The organism is Klebsiella sp. X13, from assembly GCF_003323835.1.
GTDB classification, from domain to species: Bacteria; Pseudomonadota; Gammaproteobacteria; order Enterobacterales; family Enterobacteriaceae; genus Klebsiella; species Klebsiella ornithinolytica.
Map to the genome: position 1 here is coordinate 1,337,550 of NZ_CP030874.1, position 21,364 is coordinate 1,358,913.

Genomic DNA, 21,364 nt, shown 5'->3' on the forward strand with positions numbered 1-21,364 from the left:
CCGCGAACGGGGTGAGGGGAGAATGATTAGCGCTTCAGCGCTTCACTCAGTTCGTCACGCATATTCGCCAGCATAGCTTTAACGACACGCGGGTTACCGGCAACGATGTTGCCGGTGTGCATGTAGTTGTGGCCGCCGGTGAAATCGCAAACCAGCGCGCCTGCTTCACGAGCGATCAGCTCACCTGCCGCAAAATCCCAGGGTTTCAGCGCGATTTCAAAATAACCGTCAACGCGGCCTGCGGCCACGTAAGCCAGATCCAGAGCAGCAGAACCGGTGCGGCGGAAATCAGCACACTCGGTAAACAGCTTACCGAGAATATTCATGTACGCCGTCGCGTGCTGTTTTGCTTTGAACGGGAAGCCGGTCGCCAGAATCGTGCCATCCAGGTCGCGAGCGTTGCTGCCGCGCAGACGGTAGCCGTTCAGCTGTGCGCCCTGACCACGGGTAGCCGTGAACAGTTCGTTACGCATTGGATCGTAAACCACCGCGACTTCTGTACGGCCTTTGATGCGTACGGCGATGGAAACGGAGAAGTGTGGCAGACGTTTGACGAAGTTGGTGGTGCCATCCAGTGGATCGATAACCCATTGAACATCCTGATCTTCACCTGCGTGTTCACCGCTTTCTTCGGTGATAATGGTGTGCTGCGGGTAAGATTTGCGAATGGTTTCAATAATCAGCGCTTCGGCTGCTTTATCGACGTTGGTCACAAAATCATTGCTGCCTTTCTGGCTCGTTTCTACGGAGTCTGGGGTTTCGTAGTGCTTGGCAATTAAATTACCCGCCTTGCGCGCTGCGCGCACGGCGATGTTCAGCATCGGATGCATCGGTCTCTCTCACTGGATGTTAAAGAACGGGAAAAAACGGCGCACATAGTAACAGTGAAATCTGCCTATGTCTCCGTTTTATGATAGCATGCGTGAATAATCTTTAGCCGAAGAACCATAATGCTACAAAATATTCGAATTGTACTGGTAGAAACATCACATACTGGAAACATGGGTTCCGTCGCCCGGGCAATGAAAACCATGGGGTTAACCAACCTGTGGCTGGTTAATCCGCTGGTTAAACCTGATTCTCAGGCTATCGCGCTGGCCGCTGGCGCCAGTGACGTGATTGGCAATGCGCAGATCGTTGATACCCTGGATGAAGCCCTGGCCGGCTGCAGCCTGGTGGTGGGGACCAGTGCCCGTTCACGCACTCTGCCGTGGCCGATGCTTGACCCGCGCGAGTGCGGTTTGAAGAGCGTGGCGGAAGGGCAGCATGCACCGGTCGCGCTGGTCTTTGGCCGCGAACGCGTTGGGCTGACCAACGATGAACTGCAGAAATGTCATTATCACGTCGCGATTGCCGCAAACCCGGAATACAGTTCGTTGAACCTGGCAATGGCGGTGCAGGTTATCGCCTACGAAGTCCGCATGGCCTGGCTGGCCACCCAGGAACAGGACGAACCGGCAGCGGCGCACGAAGAGACGCCGTATCCGCTGGTTGACGATTTAGAACGTTTCTATGGCCACCTCGAGCAAACCCTGCTCGCCACCGGTTTTATTCGCGCCAGCCATCCAGGGCAGGTGATGAACAAACTGCGTCGTCTGTTCACCCGCGCCCGCCCGGAAAGCCAGGAGCTGAATATCCTGCGCGGTATGCTGGCCTCTATCGATCAGTTAAAGAAAGAGAAGTAAGCGCCTGCATCCCTTGACGGGAGCGGCTCCGCCTTACGCGGCCTGCATCGTCACAGGCCTGCACAAGCGTAGCGCCGCCGGGCAAATACAGACCGCACGGATGGTTAAATACCTGACTAAAACAGTCAAGTAAATAGTTGACCAAATTACTCGGGAATGTCAGACTTGGCCCTGCTATGCAATACCCATATTAATAAAAAGCCCGGGCAGGGGCGAGTTTGAGGTTAAGTAAGACATGAGACTGACATCTAAAGGGCGTTATGCTGTGACCGCGATGCTGGACGTTGCGCTCAACTCTGAATCGGGCCCGGTTCCGTTGGCTGATATTTCTGAACGTCAGGGAATCTCGCTGTCCTATCTGGAACAGCTGTTTTCCCGCCTGCGTAAAAATGGTCTGGTATCCAGCGTACGTGGTCCAGGCGGCGGTTATTTGTTAGGTAAAGAAGCTGGCAGCATCGCCGTAGGCGAAGTGATCAGCGCAGTAGACGAATCGGTTGACGCGACCCGCTGTCAGGGTAAAGGCGGCTGCCAGGGCGGCGATAAATGCCTGACCCACGCGCTGTGGCGCGACCTGAGCGAACGTCTGACCGGCTTCCTGAACAACATCACCCTGGGTGAACTGGTGAATAACCAGGAAATCCTCGATGTTTCAGGTCGTCAGCATAGCCATGAATCCCAGCGCAATACCCGCACTCAGGACGCCATTGACGTCAAGCTGCGTGCATAATACTCGTCTTGTTTCAGCTTGCGGCACCGCTGCGGCAGGCTGAAATAGTCAGAGTAAAAACGATAAAAAAGAGATTTCAGAATCAGGCCGGGATGTTGCGACATCCCGTGTCCCCGGTCGTACATCAAGCCGGTTGCCTGGTTCCTTGCATTGAGTGATGTACGGAGTTAAAGAGCAATGAAATTACCGATTTACCTCGATTACTCCGCAACAACGCCGGTGGACCCGCGTGTTGCCGAGAAAATGATGCAGTTCCTGACCCTGGACGGGACCTTTGGTAACCCGGCCTCTCGTTCACACCGTTTCGGTTGGCAGGCTGAAGAGGCGGTTGATATCGCCCGTAATCAGATTGCTGAACTGGTCGGTGCCGATCCGCGTGAAATCGTCTTTACCTCCGGTGCAACGGAATCAGACAACCTGGCGATTAAAGGTGCAGCCAACTTTTATCAGAAAAAAGGCAAGCACATTATCACCAGCAAAACCGAGCATAAAGCGGTTCTGGATACCTGTCGCCAGCTGGAGCGTGAAGGTTTCGACGTTACCTACCTGGCGCCGCAGAGCAACGGGATTATCGATCTGAAAGAGCTGGAAGCCGCGATGCGTGACGACACCATCCTGGTCTCCATCATGCACGTGAACAACGAAATCGGCGTGGTGCAGGATATCGCCACCATCGGCGAACTGTGCCGCGCGCGTGGCATCATTTACCACGTTGACGCCACCCAGAGCGTGGGCAAACTGCCTATCGATCTGAGCCAGCTGAAAGTTGACCTGATGTCCTTCTCCGGTCACAAAATTTATGGTCCTAAAGGTATTGGCGCACTGTACGTTCGTCGCAAACCGCGTATCCGCATTGAAGCGCAGATGCACGGCGGCGGTCACGAGCGCGGCATGCGTTCCGGTACTCTGCCAGTCCACCAGATCGTCGGTATGGGTGAAGCTTACCGTATCGCGAAAGAAGAGATGGAAACCGAGATGGCGCGTCTGCGCGGTCTGCGTAACCGTCTGTGGGACGGCGTAAAAGATATGGAAGAGGTTTACCTTAACGGCGACCTCGAGCAGGGCGCGCCGAACATTCTCAACGTCAGCTTCAACTATGTTGAAGGCGAGTCGCTGATTATGGCGCTGAAAGACCTGGCCGTTTCCTCCGGTTCTGCTTGCACCTCCGCAAGCCTTGAGCCGTCCTATGTGCTTCGTGCACTGGGCATGACTGACGAACTGGCACACAGTTCTATCCGTTTCTCTTTAGGTCGATTCACTACCGAAGAAGAGATTGACTACACCATTGATCTGGTTCGTAAATCCATCGGCCGTCTGCGCGATCTTTCTCCGCTGTGGGATATGTTCAAACAGGGCGTGGATCTGAACAGCATCGAATGGTCACATCATTAATCGGTAGGGTATAAGGAGAATTCATCATGGCATACAGCGAAAAAGTTATCGATCATTACGAGAATCCGCGCAACGTCGGCTCTTTTGACAACAGCGACGACAGCGTCGGCAGCGGCATGGTTGGCGCACCAGCGTGCGGCGACGTGATGAAGTTGCAGATTAAAGTCAACAATGAAGGTATCATTGAAGACGCGCGCTTCAAGACCTATGGTTGCGGTTCTGCTATCGCCTCCAGCTCCCTGGTTACCGAATGGGTGAAAGGGAAATCTCTGGACGAAGCTCAGGCTATCAAGAACACCGATATCGCCGATGAGCTGGAACTGCCGCCGGTGAAAATTCACTGCTCCATCCTGGCGGAAGACGCGATTAAAGCCGCGATTGCGGATTATAAAAGCAAACGTGAAGCGAAATAATTAAGAGGTTATTGTATGTCGATTACTCTTAGCGACAGCGCAGCGTCGCGAGTTAATTCCTTCCTGGCCAACCGTGGCAAAGGCTTCGGTCTGCGCTTAGGTGTCCGCACTTCGGGCTGCTCAGGTATGGCCTACGTGCTGGAATTTGTTGACGAGCCGGCGGCAGAAGACACCGTGTTTGAAGATAAAGGCGTCAAGGTAGTGATCGACGGCAAAAGCCTGCAGTTCCTCGACGGCACTCAGCTGGACTTCGTCAAAGAAGGCCTGAACGAAGGGTTTAAATTCACAAACCCGAATGTTAAAGATGAGTGCGGTTGCGGCGAAAGCTTTAACGTATAATCCCGACACTATCCGACGTATTTCAGGCCGCATCAGGGCGGTAAATGCGTGAATCCCGGGGGCTGACAGCAGTCGGTCCTGCGGGTAAGCGACTACAGCCCACGCAGAGGCGGCCCGATGTGCACGGGTAGAGGACCCCACCGCGGTGAATCGTGAGTGGGGTTTGCTTTATCTCGTTAACCCTGAGGTTACTATGGACTATTTCACCCTCTTCGGGTTACCGGTCAGTTATACCCTTTCGCAAGAACAGCTGGCTGTCCGGTACCAGGATTTGCAGCGCCAGTATCATCCCGATAAGTTCGCCAGCGCGAGCGCGGCCGAACAGCTCGCCTCCGTGCAGCAATCCGCCACGATCAATCAGGCGTGGCAAACGCTCCGTCATCCGCTGACCCGCGCCGAATATCTCCTTTCACTCCACGGCTATGACCTGGCCTGCGAGCAGCACACCGTGCGCGATACCGCTTTTCTGATGGAACAGCTGGAGCTGCGTGAAGAGCTGGATGAGATTGAAAAATCGCAGGATGAAGAACGACTGGCGGCATTTATCAAACGCGTGAAGGGGATGTACGACGTTCGTCATCAGCAGGTTGTCGAACAATTAAATAGCGAGACGTGGGACGCGGCGGCGGATACCGTGCGTAAACTGCGTTTTCTCGATAAACTTCAGAGCGTTGCAGAACAACTCGAAGAAAAGCTGCTCGATTTTTAATTTTCGGAAGCAATTATGGCCTTATTACAAATTAGTGAGCCTGGTCTGAGTGCCGCGCCGCACCAGCGTCGTCTGGCGGCGGGTATTGACCTGGGCACCACCAATTCTCTGGTCGCTACCGTGCGTAGCGGTCAGGCCGAAACTCTGCCCGACCATCAGGGACGCTACCTGCTGCCTTCCGTGGTTAACTACCATGAATCTGGCCTGAGCGTCGGCTACGACGCCCGACACAATGCGGCCCTCGACCCGGTTAACACCATCAGCTCCGTGAAACGGATGATGGGACGCTCGCTGGCCGATATCCAGACGCGTTACCCCCATCTGCCTTACCAACTGCAGGCCAGCGAAAATGGTCTGCCGATGATTCAGACCGCCGGCGGTCTGCTCAACCCGGTTCGCGTCTCCGCCGACATCCTGAAGGCGCTGGCCGCCCGGGCAACGGAAGCCCTGTCCGGAGAACTCGATGGCGTGGTGATTACCGTCCCGGCCTATTTTGACGATGCTCAGCGTCAGGGCACCAAAGACGCCGCGCGTCTGGCCGGTCTGCACGTATTGCGCCTGTTGAACGAACCGACCGCCGCGGCCATTGCCTACGGCCTGGACTCCGGTCAGGAAGGCGTGATCGCGGTTTACGATCTCGGCGGCGGCACCTTTGATATTTCGGTGCTGCGCTTAAGCCGCGGCGTATTTGAAGTGCTGGCCACCGGCGGGGATTCCGCGCTGGGCGGCGATGACTTTGACCATCTGCTGGCGGATTATCTCCGTGAACTGGCCGGGCTGAGCGATCGTAGCGACAATCGCCTGCAGCGCGAACTTCTGGATGCGGCCATCGCGGCGAAAATCGCCCTCAGCGATGCCGATTCGGTCAGCGTCAACGTCGGCGGCTGGCAAGGCGATATTACCCGTGAGCAGTTTAACGAGCTGATTGCGCCGCTGGTGAAACGTACGCTGTTAGCCTGCCGTCGCGCGCTTAAAGATGCGGGCGTGGCGGCGGAAGAGGTGCTGGAAGTGGTCATGGTTGGCGGTTCAACCCGCGTGCCGCTGGTGCGTGAGCGCGTCGGTGAATTCTTTGGCCGCACTCCGCTGACCACTATCGATCCGGACAAAGTGGTGGCCATTGGCGCCGCGATTCAGGCCGATATCCTGGTGGGCAACAAACCGGACAGCGAACTCCTGTTGCTCGACGTTATTCCGCTCTCTTTAGGGCTGGAGACGATGGGTGGCCTGGTGGAGAAAGTGATTCCGCGCAACACCACGATTCCGGTGGCGCGTGCGCAGGAGTTCACCACCTTTAAAGATGGTCAGACGGCAATGTCTATCCACGTTATGCAGGGCGAGCGCGAACTGGTGCAGGACTGCCGTTCGCTGGCGCGTTTTGCGCTGCGTGGTATTCCGGCGTTACCGGCGGGCGGGGCGCACATTCGCGTCACCTTCCAGGTGGACGCCGATGGCCTGCTGAGCGTGACCGCGATGGAGAAATCGACCGGCGTCGAAGCCTCCATTCAGGTCAAGCCCTCCTACGGTCTGACCGACAGCGAAATCGCCACCATGATTAAAGATTCGATGAGTCACGCCGAACAGGATATCAAGGCGCGTATGCTGGCCGAGCAAAAAGTGGAAGCCGCACGCGTTCTTGAGAGCCTGGAAAGTGCGCTGGCCGCCGATGCCGCGCTGCTAAGCGCCGCAGAACGTCAGGCTATCGATGAAGCAACGGCGCAGCTGCGTGCGGTTGCCGCAGGCGATGACGCCGACGCTATTAAAGATGCGATTAAAAATACAGACACACAAACCCAGGAATTTGCCGCACGCCGCATGGACCAGTCGGTCCGTACTGCGCTGAAAGGCCAATCCGTGGACGAGGTTTAATATGCCAAAGATTGTTTTTCTGCCCCATCAGGACCTGTGCCCGGATGGCGTAGTTGTGGAAGCTGAGATCGGTGAGACCATTCTGGATGCTGCTCTGCGTAGCGGCATTGAGATTGAACACGCTTGCGAAAAATCCTGTGCCTGCACCACCTGCCACTGCATCGTGCGTGAAGGTTTTGACTCGCTGGCCGAAAGTACCGAAGATGAAGATGATATGCTGGATAAGGCCTGGGGGCTGGAGCCCGACAGCCGTCTGAGCTGCCAGGCGCGCGTGACCCACGATGATCTGGTCGTCGAGATCCCGCGTTATACTATCAACCACGCACGCGAGCATTAATATGGGACTGAAATGGACCGATAGTCGTGAAATTGGCGAAGCGCTGTATGACGCCTTCCCGGATCTCGACCCGAAAACCGTTCGCTTCACCGATATGCATCAGTGGATTTGCGAGCTGGAAGATTTTGATGACAATCCGACCGCATCCAATGAAAAAATTCTGGAGGCGATTCTGCTAGTCTGGTTAGATGAAGCAGAATAATTTCCGCAACATGTTTCACGCTGCAGATGCGTGGGTCGTGTTTGCTCACTCCCGCCGCACAGTAATCTGTGGGCCCGGTGAATGAGCGGCTGACCGCCTTCTCCTGCAGCGTGAAACATCGGAAAAATAATATGGGCTGCCTTTTGGCGGCCCTTTTGCCAAATGCGGCTCCTTTGCCAAATAAGGATAAAGATAAAATGACCGAAGCCATGAAGATTACGCTGACGACCCAACCCGCCGACGCGCGCTGGGGAGAAAAAGCGGCTTACAGCATTAATAATGACGGCATCACCCTGCATCTGAACGGTAAAGACGACCTCGGTTTGATTCAGCGCGCGGCGCGTAAAGTCGACGGGATGGGGATCAAACATGTCGCGCTGAGCGGCGAAGGCTGGGATACCGACCGCGCGTGGGCATTCTGGGCCGGTTACAAAGGGCCGAAAGGCAGCCGCAAGGTGGAATGGCCGGCGCTGGACGACGCGCAGAAAAGCGAGCTGGACAATCGGCTGACGATTATTGACTGGGTGCGGGATACCATTAACGCGCCGGCGGAAGAGCTTGGCCCGGAACAGCTGGCTCAGCGCGCGGTCGATCTGCTGTGCAGCGTCGCCTGCGACAACGTGACATACCGCATCACGAAAGGTGAAGACCTGCGTGAGCAAGGCTATCTTGGCCTGCATACCGTTGGCCGCGGCTCCGAGCGTCCGCCGGTACTGCTGGCGCTGGATTACAACCCAACCGGCAATAAAGAGGCCCCGGTGTACGCTTGCCTGGTCGGGAAAGGTATCACCTTCGATTCCGGCGGCTACAGCATCAAACAAAGCGCGTTTATGGATTCGATGAAGTCCGATATGGGCGGCGCGGCAACGGTTACCGGCGCGCTGGCGTTCGCGATTACCCGCGGCCTGAACAAACGCGTGAAGCTGTATCTGTGCTGTGCGGACAACCTGATCAGCGGTAATGCCTTTAAACTCGGCGACATCATTCGCTATCGCAATGGCAAGACTGTGGAAATCATGAACACCGACGCTGAAGGTCGTCTGGTGCTGGCGGATGGTCTGATTGATGCCTCGACGCAGAAACCTGAGCTGATCATCGATGCCGCGACCCTGACCGGGGCGGCGAAAACCGCGCTCGGTAATGACTATCACGCGCTGTTCAGCTTTGATGACTCGCTGGCTAACCGTCTGTTGGCGAGTGCGCAGGCGGAAAACGAAGCCTTCTGGCGCCTGCCGCTGGCCGAGTTCCACCGCGGCCAGCTGCCGTCTAACTTCGCCGAGCTGAACAACACCGGCAGCGCGGCCTATCCGGCTGGCGCCAGCACTGCAGCCGGTTTCCTGTCGCATTTCGTTGAAAATTATCACCAGGGCTGGCTGCACATCGACTGCTCGGCGACCTATCGCAAAGCGGCGGTTGAGCAGTGGTCTGCCGGCGCCACCGGCCTCGGCGTGCGCACGATTGCTCATCTGTTAACCGCAGAGTAATGCTCTTGCCGGTGGCGCTGCGCTTATCCGGCCGGGGAAATTCGTAGGCCCGTGCAAGCGCAGCGCCGCCGGGCAATTTAAAGTAATGAAAATATGTCCGAAACTAAAAATGAATTAGAAACTCTGCTGGAAAAGGCGGCGACCGAGCCAGGTCACCGCCCGGCATTTTTCCGTACGCTGCTGGAATCCACCGTGTGGGTTCCGGGGGCGGCAGCGGAAGGTGAGCCGATTGTCGAAGAGAGTGCCGTCGATCTGCAGCACTGGGAGAAAGATGATGGCGCTTCGGTGATTCCGTTTTTCTCTTCTCTGGAAGCGCTGCAGCAGGCGGTGGAAGATGAACAATCGTTTGTGGTGATGCCGGCACGGACGCTGTTTGCGATGACGCTCGGCGAAACGCTGTTCCTCAATGCGAAGCTGGCAACCGGTAAAGAGTTTATGCCCAATGAGATCCGCCATCTGCTGGGGGAAGAGGGCAGCCCGCTCAGCACCCAAACCGTGCTTGAAGGCGGCGAGTCTTTGCTGTTGTCTGAAGTCGCCGAGCCACCGGCGCAGATGATTGATTCGCTGACGACGCTGTTTAAAACGATGAAGACCGTCAGACGGGCATTTCTTTGCTCAATTAAAGATAGCGCTGATGCGCCGGCAAACCTGCTGATCGGGATTGAAGCCGAAGGCGATATCGAAGAGGTGATCCAGGCGGCAGGCAGCGTGGCGACCGATACGTTACCTGGCGATGAGCCGGTTGATCTTTGTCAGGTGGTTGAAGGTGAAAAGGGGATCAGCCATTTTATGATTGCCCATATCACGCCATTTTATGAAAAGCGCTGGGGCAGTTTCCTGCGCGATTTCAAACAGAACCGCATTATCTAAAGCAGCGGGGGCTTCGGCCCCCGCTGTTGTTCTCTTATTGCGCCGGTTCGATCGGCAGGTCGCTACGTGCGCCCCATTCGCTCCACGAGCCGTCATAGAGACAGACGCCGTTGACGCCCAGCGTCGTCAGCGCCAGCACCACAACCGCCGCCGTGACGCCGGAGCCGCAGCTGGCAATAATCGGCCGCTCGAAATCCACGCCCTGGCGAATGAAAATCTCATTCAGTTCATCCACGGTTTTCAGTTCGCCGTTAATCACCAGATCGCTCCACGGTACGTTGAGCGCGCCGGGAATATGACCGCGACGCAGTCCTGGACGAGGCTCATCCACCAGGCCATTAAAACGCCCGGCCGGACGCGCATCGACGATCTGCGCCGATCCCTCATGGCTAACCAGCAGTACATCGGTCAGCCGTTTGATCACTTCCGGATCGAAGCGTCCGTCAAATTCGCCTTCCGGAATATCGGGAACTCCCTGCTCAAGAGGCAATTCATCGCGCTGCCAGCCGGCCAGGCCGCCGGCGAGAATCGAGACGTTTTCGACGCCAAATGTGCGCAGCATCCACCAGGCGCGCGGGGCTGAGAAGAGATTGCCTTCATCGTAAACCACCAGATGTTTATCGCTGCTGACCCCCAGCTCGCGCATCGCAACGGCGAAGGCTTCGGCTCGCGGCATCATATGCGGCAGCGGGCTGGTGCGATCGGAAAGCGCTTCAATATCGAAAAATACGGCGTTGGGAATATGACCCGCGCGATATTCGGCGTGCAAATCGCGATCTTCCTGCCCAGGCGGCGCCATTCGCGCATCGATAATCTGAATTTCCGGGTCATCAATATGTTCCGCTAACCAGTCAGCGGCGACAAAAAACGAAGTGGACATGGCTGTCTCCGTGTCATCAACAATAGGTAGATTGTTGATGTTTTTGCCCTTACCGACAAGGCATTTTCACGTAATACATACCGTAATGTGATATGTCCCCGGCGTACACCGGGGAGAAGCGATCAGAAGCGGTCTTGATGCAGATAGCGCCAGGCGTACTGAGCGTACAGCCCGGCGCCGGTTTTCATCACTTGCTCATCGATATTGAAGCATCCGTGATGGTGGGCGTAGTCGCTCCCTTTCGCTTTATTACCGGAGCCGAGCAGGGCAAAACAACCGGGAATATCTTGCAGATAGAAGCTGAAATCCTCCCCGCCGGTCGTGGGTTTTTCGCTGAATAGCACGTCGTCACCGAAGGCTTCGCGGATCGTGGACTGCGCCAGCAATGCGCTGCGTTCTTCGTTAATCACCGGTAACGTGCCGTAGCAGTAGTCGACGTCAACGCTGGCGCCATACATCGCCGCAGTATGCTGCGCATAGCGCGTGATTGCGGCCTCCAGGCGCCGACGGGTTTCGATGCTGAAGCAACGTACTGTACCGTCCAGGAGCGCATTTTCGGCAATCACGTTGAACCGGGTGCCGATATCCATGCGACCGATAGAGACCACGGCGGAGTCCAGCGGCGAAGTTTCACGCGCCACGATAGCCTGTAAATTCATCACGAAGGCGGAGGCGACAACCGCCGCATCGATGCAGGCCTCTGGCATGGAACCGTGACCGCCGCGGCCGCGAAAGGTGACTTTGAGTAAATCTGCGGAGGCAAATGACGACCCCACGTTGCAGGATATTTTGCCGGAAGGCGAGCCGGACCAGATGTGCATGCCAAAAATGTTGTCGACATTATCCAGGGCCCCCTGGGCGATCATCGCTTTGGCGCCTTCGGCAATCTCCTCGGCGGGCTGAAAAATTAACCGTACGTTACCGGCCATCTGCTCGCGAACCTCATACAGCGCGCGGGCGGCGGTAAGCAGCATTGCGGTATGGGAATCATGCCCGCAGGCATGCATTTTCCCGGCGGTGAGCGATTTATAGCTGAGCCGATCGTTGAGCTCATGCACCGGCAGCGCATCCATATCGGCGCGCAGTGCCACCGTTTTGCCCGGTTTACTGCCAGTAATGTCTGCAATGACGCCGGTCGGAACGGTACGGCGACAGGCGATGCCGATATTCTCCAGTTCCGCCACGACGCGATCCGTCGTTCGTCGCTCCTCCCACGGCAGCTCCGGGTGGGCGTGTAGATCGCGGCGAAAGTCGATTGTTGCCTGCTCTTCTCTGGCGATGATGGCGGTAATAACGGGGTTAATCATAAAACGGACTCCATAGGTTCGTAGAAAATGAAACGGTTCAGTCGATCACCGGCGCCAGATAACCCACCAGTATTCCGGCCAGAATGACGGAAACAATCGTCACGGAGATAAACCCGCCAACCAGCATTGGCCCCAGCATGTGCTGAGTCAGCATCTGGCGTTCTTTTTCATCCTGGGTAAGGGCGTTAATGGCTTCGTTGGTGATGATGTAATCCGCCGGGAAGCCGTACAGCGCGGTCAGGGAGATGGCGAATGACATGGCGCCGCTGACGCCGAGCGCTTTCCCCACGAGCCAGGAAACCATAAACATGCCGATAACCGCCGTGGCGATGAGCACCGCCATCGGATAAAGCAGGCGTAGCAGCATCTCCGGCGTTGCTTTGTTCAGGGTATCAAAGATAAACAGCATCAATGCCATGACGGCAAAGCCGAACCCGTTCGCTTTTTGTAGCGTGTGTTTTTCGAGAAACCCTACGGAAGTAAAGACCACGCCAAAAAACAGACACAGCACGAACGGACTGATGCTAACGATGGGTTTTGCCAGGTCGGAGATAAACCAGGCCAGACAGCCGACCATCGCCAGGCGCAGAAATTTAAAATAGCTACTGTTGTAGCTTGCGGGGAGGCGGCTAAACAAACGCGGCATTATTTCTTCGCCGCAGGGGAGGAGGGGCTGTTCTTCAGCGTTTTCATGATGCTGTTTGTTACTGCGGTAGCGCCTGAGCCACGATTTTCCTTCGCGTTGCAGCATGATGGCGGTGAGGGGATAGCCGGCGAATCCCTGCATCACGTAAATCAGAATCGCCAGTACGGACAGATCGACCAGCCCGGCGTTGCTTGCACCTTGCGACATAATTAATGATGACACGATCCCACCGACCAGCGGCGGGATGGTCACCAGCGCGGTGTTGCGGTCAAATAGCAACAGGCTCACCGCGAAGACGGCTACCGTTATCCCGGCAATACCGGCAAGCGCGATGATTACCGTTTTCCACTGGCGCATGAGCTCCTGCAGTGACAGCAGGGTACCCATATTGGTAATCAGCAGATACATCAGCATGATGGCAACGGGCGCCGTGATCCCCGCCCGGCTAATAATATCAGGCGGAAAAAACGTCCAGTATCCGCCCAGAAACAGGACCGCACAGACAAAGACGGAAGGGATCCAGGCTTTGGTGCGGGTAGAGATAACATCGCCTGTATAAAGAATGAAAATAATAATTAACAGCGCGTTCATTTGTGACATAAATAATTCCCATATTACTTATTTAATATATCAATACGGAACGAATGACGGTTGTGCCGTTATTGAATCAGCGGCGCGGGCGGTCAGAACGACTATCCGTTTTTTTAGCCAACGTGGGCATATTGAAAGATACCGGTAATCATGCGATTGAACGGGCTTCGGCAATGAGGTCATTTCTCCGTCTGGAGATGAAAATTGACGACTACCAGCAGTATCAGAGGGCATGAAATATGGCGGTATAGCGTTCAGATAAGAGAAAACTGGCGTATTGTCAATTTATAAAGCGGTAGTGCATTTAATTTCGGAATTAATCAAGGAGGAAAATTATACTCTCAGCCGGTAATTAAATTGCCACATTGTCCGTTTCTGCTTTTTTTAAATGCGCGTGGTCACATATTTTATATTTATCGTGCGGGGCGGCAATTTTTCGCCCTCCGCGGACTCAAATACACTGTTGTTATTATTCTCATCGGGTACCAGATAAAGCATATTGCCGAAAGCGTATTATCGGAACATCAGACCGCCTGTGCGATGCAGATAGCATAAGCAATTGGTAATTCCGCCGTTAGCGCATAATAATGTGTTCACTACAGGCATCTGGCTGTTCAGGCCAAGGGGTTAAAGGATGAAACCATTTCGTTTAGCGGCGCTGTCGCTGGCACTGTTGACGGCACTCTCTCTCAGCGGATGCGATGACAGCGGTAAACCGCAGGCCGTCTCGCCAGCCGGCTCTTCCGCTGCGCAAACGGGCACTGCAAAACCGGATAGCGCGCAGCTGGCGGCGCTGGCGGAAAAAAGCAAAGGTAAAGCGCTGACGCTGCTCGACGCCTCGGAAATCCAGCTGGACGGCGCGGCGGCGATGGTGCTCACCTTCTCTGTGCCGCTTAATCCCGATCAGGATTTCTCACGCAGCGTGCATCTTGTCGATAAAAAAAGCGGCAAGGTGGATGGTGCCTGGGAACTCTCTCCTGACCTGAAAGCGCTGCGGCTACGTCATCTTGAGCCGAAACGCGAACTGATTGTCTCCGTTGACCCGACGCTGAGTGCGCTGAACGCGGCGACCTTTGATAACCATTTTGAAAAAACCATTACCACCCGCGATATTGCTCCGAGCGTCGGTTTTGCCAGCCGCGGCTCGCTGCTGCCGGGCAAAGTGGTTGCCGGGCTGCCGGTTATGGCGCTGAACGTCGATAACGTCGACGTCAACTTTTTCCGTATCAAGCCGGAGTCGCTGTCCGCTTTTGTCAGCCAGTGGGAATATCGTAACTCATTGAGTAACTGGGAGTCTGACGAGCTGTTGAAAATGGCCGATCTGGTCTATACCGGGCGTTTCGATCTCAATCCGGCGCGCAACACGCGGGAGAAACTGCTGCTGCCGCTGGCGGATATTAAGCCGTTGCAGCAGCCGGGCGTTTACGTAGCGGTGATGAATCCGGCGGGACGCTACAGCTATAGCAACGCTGCGACGCTGTTTACGTTGAGCGATATCGGCGTATCGGCGCACCGTTATCGTAACCGGCTGGATGTCTTTACCCAGAGTCTCGAAGACGGTGCGGCGCAATCGGGTATCGATGTGCAGCTGCTGAATGCGAAAGGGCAAACTCTCGCCCAGGCGAAAAGCGACGCCCAGGGGCACGTGACCCTGCAAACCGATGATAAAGAAGCGGCGCTGTTGCTGGCGCGAAAAGACGGGCAGACCACCCTGCTGGATCTCAAACTTCCCGCACTGGATCTGGCCGAGTTCTCGATTGCCGGCGCCCCGGGATTCAGCAAGCAGTTCTTTATGTTTGGTCCGCGCGATCTTTATCGTCCGGGAGAGACGGTCATCCTCAACGCGCTGCTCCGTGACGGCGACGGCAAACCGCTGGCCGAGCAGCCGGTGAAGTTCGACGTGGTTCAGCCGGACGGTCAGGTGATCCGCTCGCTGGTCAGCAAACCGGTCAATGGTCTGTATCAGTTTACCTGGCCGCTTGATAGCGGGGCGGCGACCGGTATGTGGCATATCCGCGCCAGCACCGGCGACAATCAGCCGCGCGAGTGGGATTTCCACGTCGAAGATTTTATGCCTGAGCGTATGGCGCTGAATCTGACGCCGCAAAATACCCCGCTGGCCATGGATGCCGATGTGCGCTTTAACGTTGCCGGCGCCTATCTGTATGGCGCCCCGGCCAGCGGCAATCAGCTCCAGGGAAAACTGTTCCTGCGTCCGCTGCGCGATGCGGTTGCGGCGCTGCCGGGCTTCCAGTTTGGTGATATTGCCGAAGAAAACCTCTCCCGCAGCCTGGATGAAGTCCAGACGACGCTGGATGAAAAAGGCCATGCCGACGTGACTACCGCCAGCCAGTGGCAGGATAGCCATTCGCCGCTGCAGGTGGTTTTACAGGCCAGCCTGCTGGAGTCAGGCGGCCGACCGGTTACCCGTACCGTACAGCAGCCGATCTGGCCGGCCGATACGCTGCCGGGGATCCGCCCTGAATTTGCCCTCAAAGAGGTCTACGACTATCGCACCGACAGTACGGTGAAACAGCCGGTGGTAGAAGAAAACAGCACCGCGGCGTTTGAGATTGTCTACGCCGATGCCAAAGGCGAGAAAAAAGCGGTCTCCGGGCTACAGGTACGGCTGATTCGCGAGCGCCGCGACTACTACTGGAACTGGTCTGACGGCGAAGGCTGGCAGTCGCAGTTCGATCAAAAAGATCTGCAGGAAGGCGAACAGTCTCTGGATCTGCAGGCCGGGCAAACGGCGAAAGTGAGTTTCCCGGTGGAGTGGGGATCCTACCGCCTGGAAGTGAAGGGGCCTGATGACGTGATCAGCAGCGTGCGCTTCTGGGCGGGCTACAGCTGGCAGGATAACAGCGATGGCACAGGAGCCGCGCGTCCGGATCGGGTCACCATGAAGCTGGACAAAGCGGCCTATAAACCGGGGGACACTATCAAACTGCATATCGCCGCGCCTGCGGCGGGAAAAGGTTATGCGATGGTTGAATCCAGCGAAGGGCCGCTGTGGTGGCAGGAAATTGACGTCCCGGCGGAGGGTATGGCGCTGTCGATTCCGGTCGATAAAACCTGGAACCGTCACGATCTCTACCTCAGCACCCTGGTGATTCGCCCCGGGGATAAATCCCGCTCGGCGACGCCAAAACGGGCGGTGGGTCTGCTGCACCTGCCGCTGGGCGATGAAAACCGCCGCCTGACGCTTGCGCTGGATGCACCAGAAAAAATACGCCCGAATCAGCCGCTGACGGTGAAAATCAAAGCCAGCGTGGCGCAGGGGGAGGTGCCAAAACAGGTCAATGTGCTGCTCTCCGCCGTGGACAGCGGCGTGCTGAATATCACCGATTACGCCACTCCGGATCCGTGGAAGGCTTTCTTTGGTCAGAAGCGTTACGGCGCGGATATTTATGATATCTACGGTCAGGTGATTGAAGGGCAGGGGCGTCTCGCCAGCCTGCGCTTCGGCGGTGACGGCGATGAACTCAAACGCGGCGGTAAACCGCCGGTTAACCACGTCACGATTATTGCCCAGCAGGCGCAGCCGGTGATCCTGGACGAGCGTGGCGAAGGCGCGGTAACGCTGCCGATTGGCGATTTCAACGGCGAGCTGCGGGTGATGGCGCAGGCGTGGACCGCCGATGATTTTGGCAGCAGCGACGAGAAAGTGGTGGTGGCCGCGCCGCTAATTGCCGAGCTGAATACGCCGCGCTTCCTCGCCAACGGCGACGCAACCCGGCTGGCGCTGGATCTGCGTAACCTCACCGACAGACCGCAAACGCTGAACGTCGCGCTGAGCGCCAGCGGTTTGCTGCAGCTTGATGGCGCGGCCATTCCTCCGCTACAGCTGGCGCCCGGCGCGCGCAGTACGCTGTTTGTCCCGGTGAGCGCCCGCGATGGTTTTGGCGATGGTCAGGTGAATGCCACGATTACCGGCGTGGCTCTGCCGGGTGAGACCTTCCCTCCGATGCAGAAACAGTGGAAAATTGGCGTACGTCCGGCCTTCCCGGCGCAAACCGTGAATAGTGGCGTGGTGCTGCAACCGGGGGAACGCTGGCAGGCGCCAGTCGGGCAAACCCAGGGGTTCTCACCGGCGACGCTGCAGGGACAGCTGGTGTTCAGCGGTAAGCCGCCGTTGAATCTCGCCCGCTATATTCGCGACCTGAAAGCCTATCCCTATGGCTGCCTGGAACAGACCGCCAGCGGTCTGTTCCCGTCGCTTTACACCAACGCCGCGCAGCTCAAAGCATTGGGCATCGCCGGCGACAGTGATGAAAAGCGCCGTGCGGCGGTAGAGATCGGTATTTCCCGACTGCTGCATATGCAGCGTGACGATGGCGGATTTGCGCTGTGGGACAAAGAGGGGCCGGAAGAGTACTGGCTGACCGCCTATGCCATGGATTTCCTTGTGAGAGCAGGCGAGCAGGGCTATAGCGTACCGACTCAGGCGATGAATAACGGTAACCAGCGTCTGCTGCGCTATCTGCAGGAGCCGGGACTGATGACCGTTCGCTACAGCGATGACGCGGCGGCCAGCCGTTTCGCCGCTCAGGCCTATGCCGCCCTGGTGCTGGCCCGTCAGCAAAAAGCCCCCCTTGGTGCCCTCCGCGAAATCTGGAGTCGTCATGAGCAGGCGCGTTCTGGCCTGCCTCTGCTGCAGCTGGGGATCGCCCTTAAAGCGATGGGCGATGCGCCGCGCGCTGAGCAGGCGTTGACGCTGGCGATGAGTACGCCGCGTCAGGATACGGACCGCTGGCTGGGCGATTATGGCAGCGCCCTGCGCGATGATGCGCTGAAGCTGGCCCTGCTGGAGGAGAATCAACTGCTGCCGGATGCGCAGAACACCTTACTGAGCACCCTTGCGGAAGAGGCCTACGGTCAGCGCTGGCTTTCAACCCAGGAGACCAATGCGCTGTTCCTGGCCGGCCGGACATTACAGGGCTTACCCGGCAGCTGGCAGGCGCAAACCTCATTGCAGGCTCAGCCGCTGGCGGCGGATAAAGCGCAGACCCGCAATCTGAGCGCTGAACAGCTGGCGACCCTGCAGGTCAGCAACACCGGCGATCGTCCGCTCTGGTTGCGCCTTGATAGCAGCGGATACCCGCTCGCTGCGCCGCAGGCCACGGGGAACGTACTGGGCATTGAGCGTCAAATCTTTGATACCCGCGGTCAGCAGAAGTCGCTGACCTCGCTGCGTAGCGGCGAGCTGGTGCTGGTGAAGCTGGAGGTAACCGCCAAACGCAATGTTCCGGATGCGCTGGTGGTGGACCTGCTGCCGGCGGGACTGGAGCTGGAAAACCAGAACCTGGCGAACAGCAGCGCCAGCCTGCAGGAGAACGGCGACGCGGTGCAGAACCTGCTTAACCAGATGCAGCAGGCGGATATTCAGCACATCGAGTTTCGTGACGATCGCTTTGTCGCCGCCGTGGCAATTAACGAAGGGCAGCCGGTGACGCTGGTGTATCTGGCGCGCGCGGTCACGCCGGGAACATATCAGGTTCCGCAGCCGCAGGTAGAGTCGATGTATATTCCGCAGTGGCGGGCGACCGGCGCGGCCAGCGGCCCGCTGACTGTTACCCCGTAAATGCGGCGGCTGCGACAGATAAAACGCCGCTGGCGCTGGCTGGCGGCGTTGATCATTATGCTATGGCTGGCGGTGCTGGCGGCCGATCGTCTGTGGCCGTTGCCGCTGCATGAGGTGGCGCCGGCCCGGGTGGTGGTAGCGGAAGATGGCACGCCGCTGTGGCGCTTTGCGGATAAGCAGGGAGTCTGGCGCTATCCGGTCGCTCTCGATGATGTGTCGCCGCGCTATCTGCAGGCGCTGATCCAGTATGAAGATCGCTGGTTCTGGCGGCATCCGGGGGTGAACCCGTTTGCGGTTATTCGCGCGGCCTGGCAAGACCTGACCGCCGGGCGAGTCGTCTCCGGTGGCAGCACGTTGACTATGCAGGTCGCGAGGCTGCTCGATCCCCATCCCCGAACCTTCGGCGGCAAGCTGCGCCAGCTCTGGCGCGCGCTGCAGCTGGAGTGGCATTTATCAAAAAGCGAGATCCTGACGCTGTATCTTAACCGCGCCCCCTTTGGCGGGACGCTGCAGGGAATTGGCGCTGCCAGCTGGGCCTATCTCGGTAAACCCCCCGCGCAGCTCAGCTATGGTGAAGCGGCCCTGCTGGCCGTGCTGCCGCAGGCGCCGAGCCGCCTACGTCCGGACCGCTGGCCGCAGCGGGCTCAGGCCGCGCGGGATAAAGTACTGACGCGGATGCGCAGTCAGGGGGTCTGGCCCGATAAGGCGGTACAGGAGGCGATTGAAGAACCGGTATGGCTGTTTCCACGACAGATGCCGCAGCTGGCGCCGCTTTTTTCCCGGCGGGCACTGGCGAGCAGCCGCCGGGAGAAAGTGGTGACGACGCTGGATGCCGGGCTCCAGCGTCAGCTGGAAGATCTGGCGCTCAACTGGAAATCGCGCCTGCCGCCGCGCAGCTCGCTGGCGATGGTGGTGGTCGACCATACCAGTATGAAAGTGCGGGGCTGGGTCGGGTCGGCAGATATTTCCGACGATAGTCGCTTCGGGCATATCGATATGGTCTCGGCGATTCGTTCGCCGGGTTCAGTCTTAAAACCGTTTGTCTACGGTATGGCGTTGGATGACGGGCTTATTCATCCGGCATCTTTATTACAGGATGTGCCGCGCCGCTTTAGTGATTACCGGCCCGGAAATTTTGATAGCGGTTTCCATGGGCCGGTCAGCGCCAGCGAAGCGCTGGTGCGCTCGCTGAATCTTCCGGCGGTTCAGGTGCTTGAAGCCTATGGGCCGAAGCGCTTCGCCGCCAACTTACGCAATGCCGGTTTGCCGCTGATATTACCGGCCGGCGCGGAACCCAACCTGTCGCTGATCCTCGGCGGGACGGGAGCAAAACTGGAAGATATTGTGGCCGGATATAGCGCCTTCGCTCGCCATGGCAAGGTCGCGCGATTGCGGATGACGCCGGATGACCCGCTGGTGGAAAGACCGCTGTTGTCGTCGGGGGCGGCCTGGATAGTCCGGCGAATTTTGGCTGGCGAGGCCCAGCCGGTGCCGGACGCTTCGTTGGTGCAGGTGGTTCCGCTGGCGTGGAAAACCGGGACCAGCTACGGCTACCGCGATGCCTGGGCCATTGGCGTCAATGCCCGCTACCTGATCGGTATCTGGACCGGACGGCCGGACGGCACCCCGGTGGTGGGGCAGTTTGGTTTTGCCAGCGCGGTGCCTCTGCTGAACCAGGTCAATAATATGCTGCTGGCGCGACCGGCCATGGGACGCGGCGGTCTGCCCACCGATCCGCGTCCGCAGACGGTCAGCGCGGCAACGATCTGCTGGCCCGGCGGGCAGAGCCTGGCATCAGGCGATAGCAACTGTCGACGTCGACTGGCGACATGGCTGCTGGAAGACAGCCAGCCGCCGACGCTGCTGTTGCCGGGCCAGGAAGAGGGGCGCGGTATTCGCTTCCCCATCTGGTTAGATGAGCAGGGACGGCGGGTGGCGGCGGATTGCCCCGGCGCGGTGCGGAAAGTCGTCGATGTCTGGCCGCTGCCGCTGGAGTCCTGGCTGCCCCCTGCGGAGCGGCGGGCAGCCCGCCTGGGCGCGGTTTCACCGGACTGCCCGCCGCCGCAGGCGACGGATGTGGCGCCGCTGGTGCTGTCAGGCGTGCGCGAGGGGGCGGTGATTAAACGTTTACCGGGAACGGCGCGGGTCATGCTGGCGTTGCAGACAACCGGTGGCGAAGGGCGGCGCTGGTGGTTTCTTAATGGCGAATCCCAGACTGCCGCTGGCGCCAGCGTCACGCTGCCGCTGGAGCGACCCGACCGTTATCAACTGGTCGTCATGGACGAGAGTGGCCAGATGGCGACGGCGAATTTTACCCTGCAATAGCGGCAGA

At 58.0% G+C, this 21,364-nt stretch carries 17 protein-coding genes; 13 read left to right on the forward strand and 4 right to left on the reverse strand.

Annotated elements, in window-relative coordinates; translation table 11 throughout:
* Positions 1–26 precede the first annotated feature (26 nt).
* Positions 27–830 (reverse strand): inositol-1-monophosphatase, encoded by an 804-nt coding sequence (suhB, locus tag DSD31_RS06540; protein WP_004866394.1) that lies wholly within the window; start codon positions 828–830, stop codon positions 27–29.
* Between the two features lie 120 nt (positions 831–950).
* On the opposite strand from suhB, the gene trmJ reads away from it, so the two are divergent.
* From trmJ to sseB, 11 genes are all read left to right on the forward strand, one after another.
* A complete protein-coding gene (gene trmJ, locus DSD31_RS06545) occupies positions 951–1,685 on the forward strand; it encodes a tRNA (cytosine(32)/uridine(32)-2'-O)-methyltransferase TrmJ (RefSeq protein WP_015583705.1) in 735 nt (244 codons plus the stop codon).
* Positions 1,686–1,920: 235 nt separating this feature from the next.
* Complete coding sequence (iscR, locus tag DSD31_RS06550) at positions 1,921–2,412, forward strand: Fe-S cluster assembly transcriptional regulator IscR (protein ID WP_004866388.1); 492 nt, start codon at positions 1,921–1,923, stop codon at positions 2,410–2,412.
* A 177-nt stretch (positions 2,413–2,589) separates the two neighbouring features.
* Positions 2,590–3,804, forward strand: coding sequence for a cysteine desulfurase (gene iscS / locus DSD31_RS06555; protein ID WP_004866386.1), 1,215 nt, complete (start codon positions 2,590–2,592; stop codon positions 3,802–3,804).
* Positions 3,805–3,830: 26 nt separating this feature from the next.
* A complete protein-coding gene (gene iscU / locus DSD31_RS06560; RefSeq protein WP_004866383.1) occupies positions 3,831–4,217 on the forward strand; it encodes a Fe-S cluster assembly scaffold IscU in 387 nt (128 codons plus the stop codon).
* Positions 4,218–4,232: 15 nt separating this feature from the next.
* A complete protein-coding gene (iscA, locus tag DSD31_RS06565) occupies positions 4,233–4,556 on the forward strand; it encodes an iron-sulfur cluster assembly protein IscA (protein ID WP_004866380.1) in 324 nt (107 codons plus the stop codon).
* 193 nt (positions 4,557–4,749) lie between these two features.
* Positions 4,750–5,265, forward strand: a complete 516-nt coding sequence (hscB, locus tag DSD31_RS06570; RefSeq protein WP_004866378.1) for a co-chaperone HscB — start codon at positions 4,750–4,752, stop codon at positions 5,263–5,265.
* Positions 5,266–5,280: 15 nt separating this feature from the next.
* A complete protein-coding gene (gene hscA, locus DSD31_RS06575; RefSeq protein WP_004866374.1) occupies positions 5,281–7,131 on the forward strand; it encodes a Fe-S protein assembly chaperone HscA in 1,851 nt (616 codons plus the stop codon).
* Position 7,132: 1 nt separating this feature from the next.
* Positions 7,133–7,468: an ISC system 2Fe-2S type ferredoxin gene (fdx, locus tag DSD31_RS06580; protein ID WP_004866372.1), complete on the forward strand. Its 336-nt coding sequence runs from the start codon at positions 7,133–7,135 to the stop codon at positions 7,466–7,468.
* A 1-nt stretch (position 7,469) separates the two neighbouring features.
* Complete coding sequence (gene iscX, locus DSD31_RS06585) at positions 7,470–7,670, forward strand: Fe-S cluster assembly protein IscX (protein WP_004866369.1); 201 nt, start codon at positions 7,470–7,472, stop codon at positions 7,668–7,670.
* Positions 7,671–7,867: 197 nt separating this feature from the next.
* Positions 7,868–9,154: an aminopeptidase PepB gene (gene pepB, locus DSD31_RS06590; protein WP_004866367.1), complete on the forward strand. Its 1,287-nt coding sequence runs from the start codon at positions 7,868–7,870 to the stop codon at positions 9,152–9,154.
* 93 nt (positions 9,155–9,247) lie between these two features.
* Positions 9,248–10,024, forward strand: a complete 777-nt coding sequence (gene sseB, locus DSD31_RS06595) for an enhanced serine sensitivity protein SseB (protein ID WP_004866365.1) — start codon at positions 9,248–9,250, stop codon at positions 10,022–10,024.
* Positions 10,025–10,058: 34 nt separating this feature from the next.
* On the opposite strand, the gene sseA is transcribed toward sseB, so the two are convergent.
* The 3 genes from sseA to DSD31_RS06610 all read right to left on the reverse strand — a co-directional run bounded on the left by sseA (position 10,059) and on the right by DSD31_RS06610 (position 13,457).
* A complete protein-coding gene (gene sseA / locus DSD31_RS06600; protein ID WP_004866360.1) occupies positions 10,059–10,904 on the reverse strand; it encodes a 3-mercaptopyruvate sulfurtransferase in 846 nt (281 codons plus the stop codon).
* A 122-nt stretch (positions 10,905–11,026) separates the two neighbouring features.
* Positions 11,027–12,211 carry an amidohydrolase gene (locus tag DSD31_RS06605; protein ID WP_113990912.1) on the reverse strand — a complete coding sequence of 395 codons (1,185 nt, stop codon included), beginning with the start codon at positions 12,209–12,211 and terminating at the stop codon, positions 11,027–11,029.
* A 37-nt stretch (positions 12,212–12,248) separates the two neighbouring features.
* Positions 12,249–13,457, reverse strand: a complete 1,209-nt coding sequence (locus DSD31_RS06610) for a hypothetical protein (RefSeq protein WP_015583708.1) — start codon at positions 13,455–13,457, stop codon at positions 12,249–12,251.
* 625 nt (positions 13,458–14,082) lie between these two features.
* Here DSD31_RS06610 and DSD31_RS06620 point away from each other — a divergent pair.
* Together DSD31_RS06620 and pbpC are read left to right on the forward strand one after the other, a co-directional pair.
* Positions 14,083–19,032 carry an alpha-2-macroglobulin family protein gene (locus DSD31_RS06620; RefSeq protein WP_113990913.1) on the forward strand — a complete coding sequence of 1,650 codons (4,950 nt, stop codon included), beginning with the start codon at positions 14,083–14,085 and terminating at the stop codon, positions 19,030–19,032.
* A complete protein-coding gene (pbpC, locus tag DSD31_RS06625; protein WP_113990914.1) occupies positions 19,033–21,357 on the forward strand; it encodes a peptidoglycan glycosyltransferase PbpC in 2,325 nt (774 codons plus the stop codon).
* Positions 21,358–21,364: the final 7 nt, after the last annotated feature.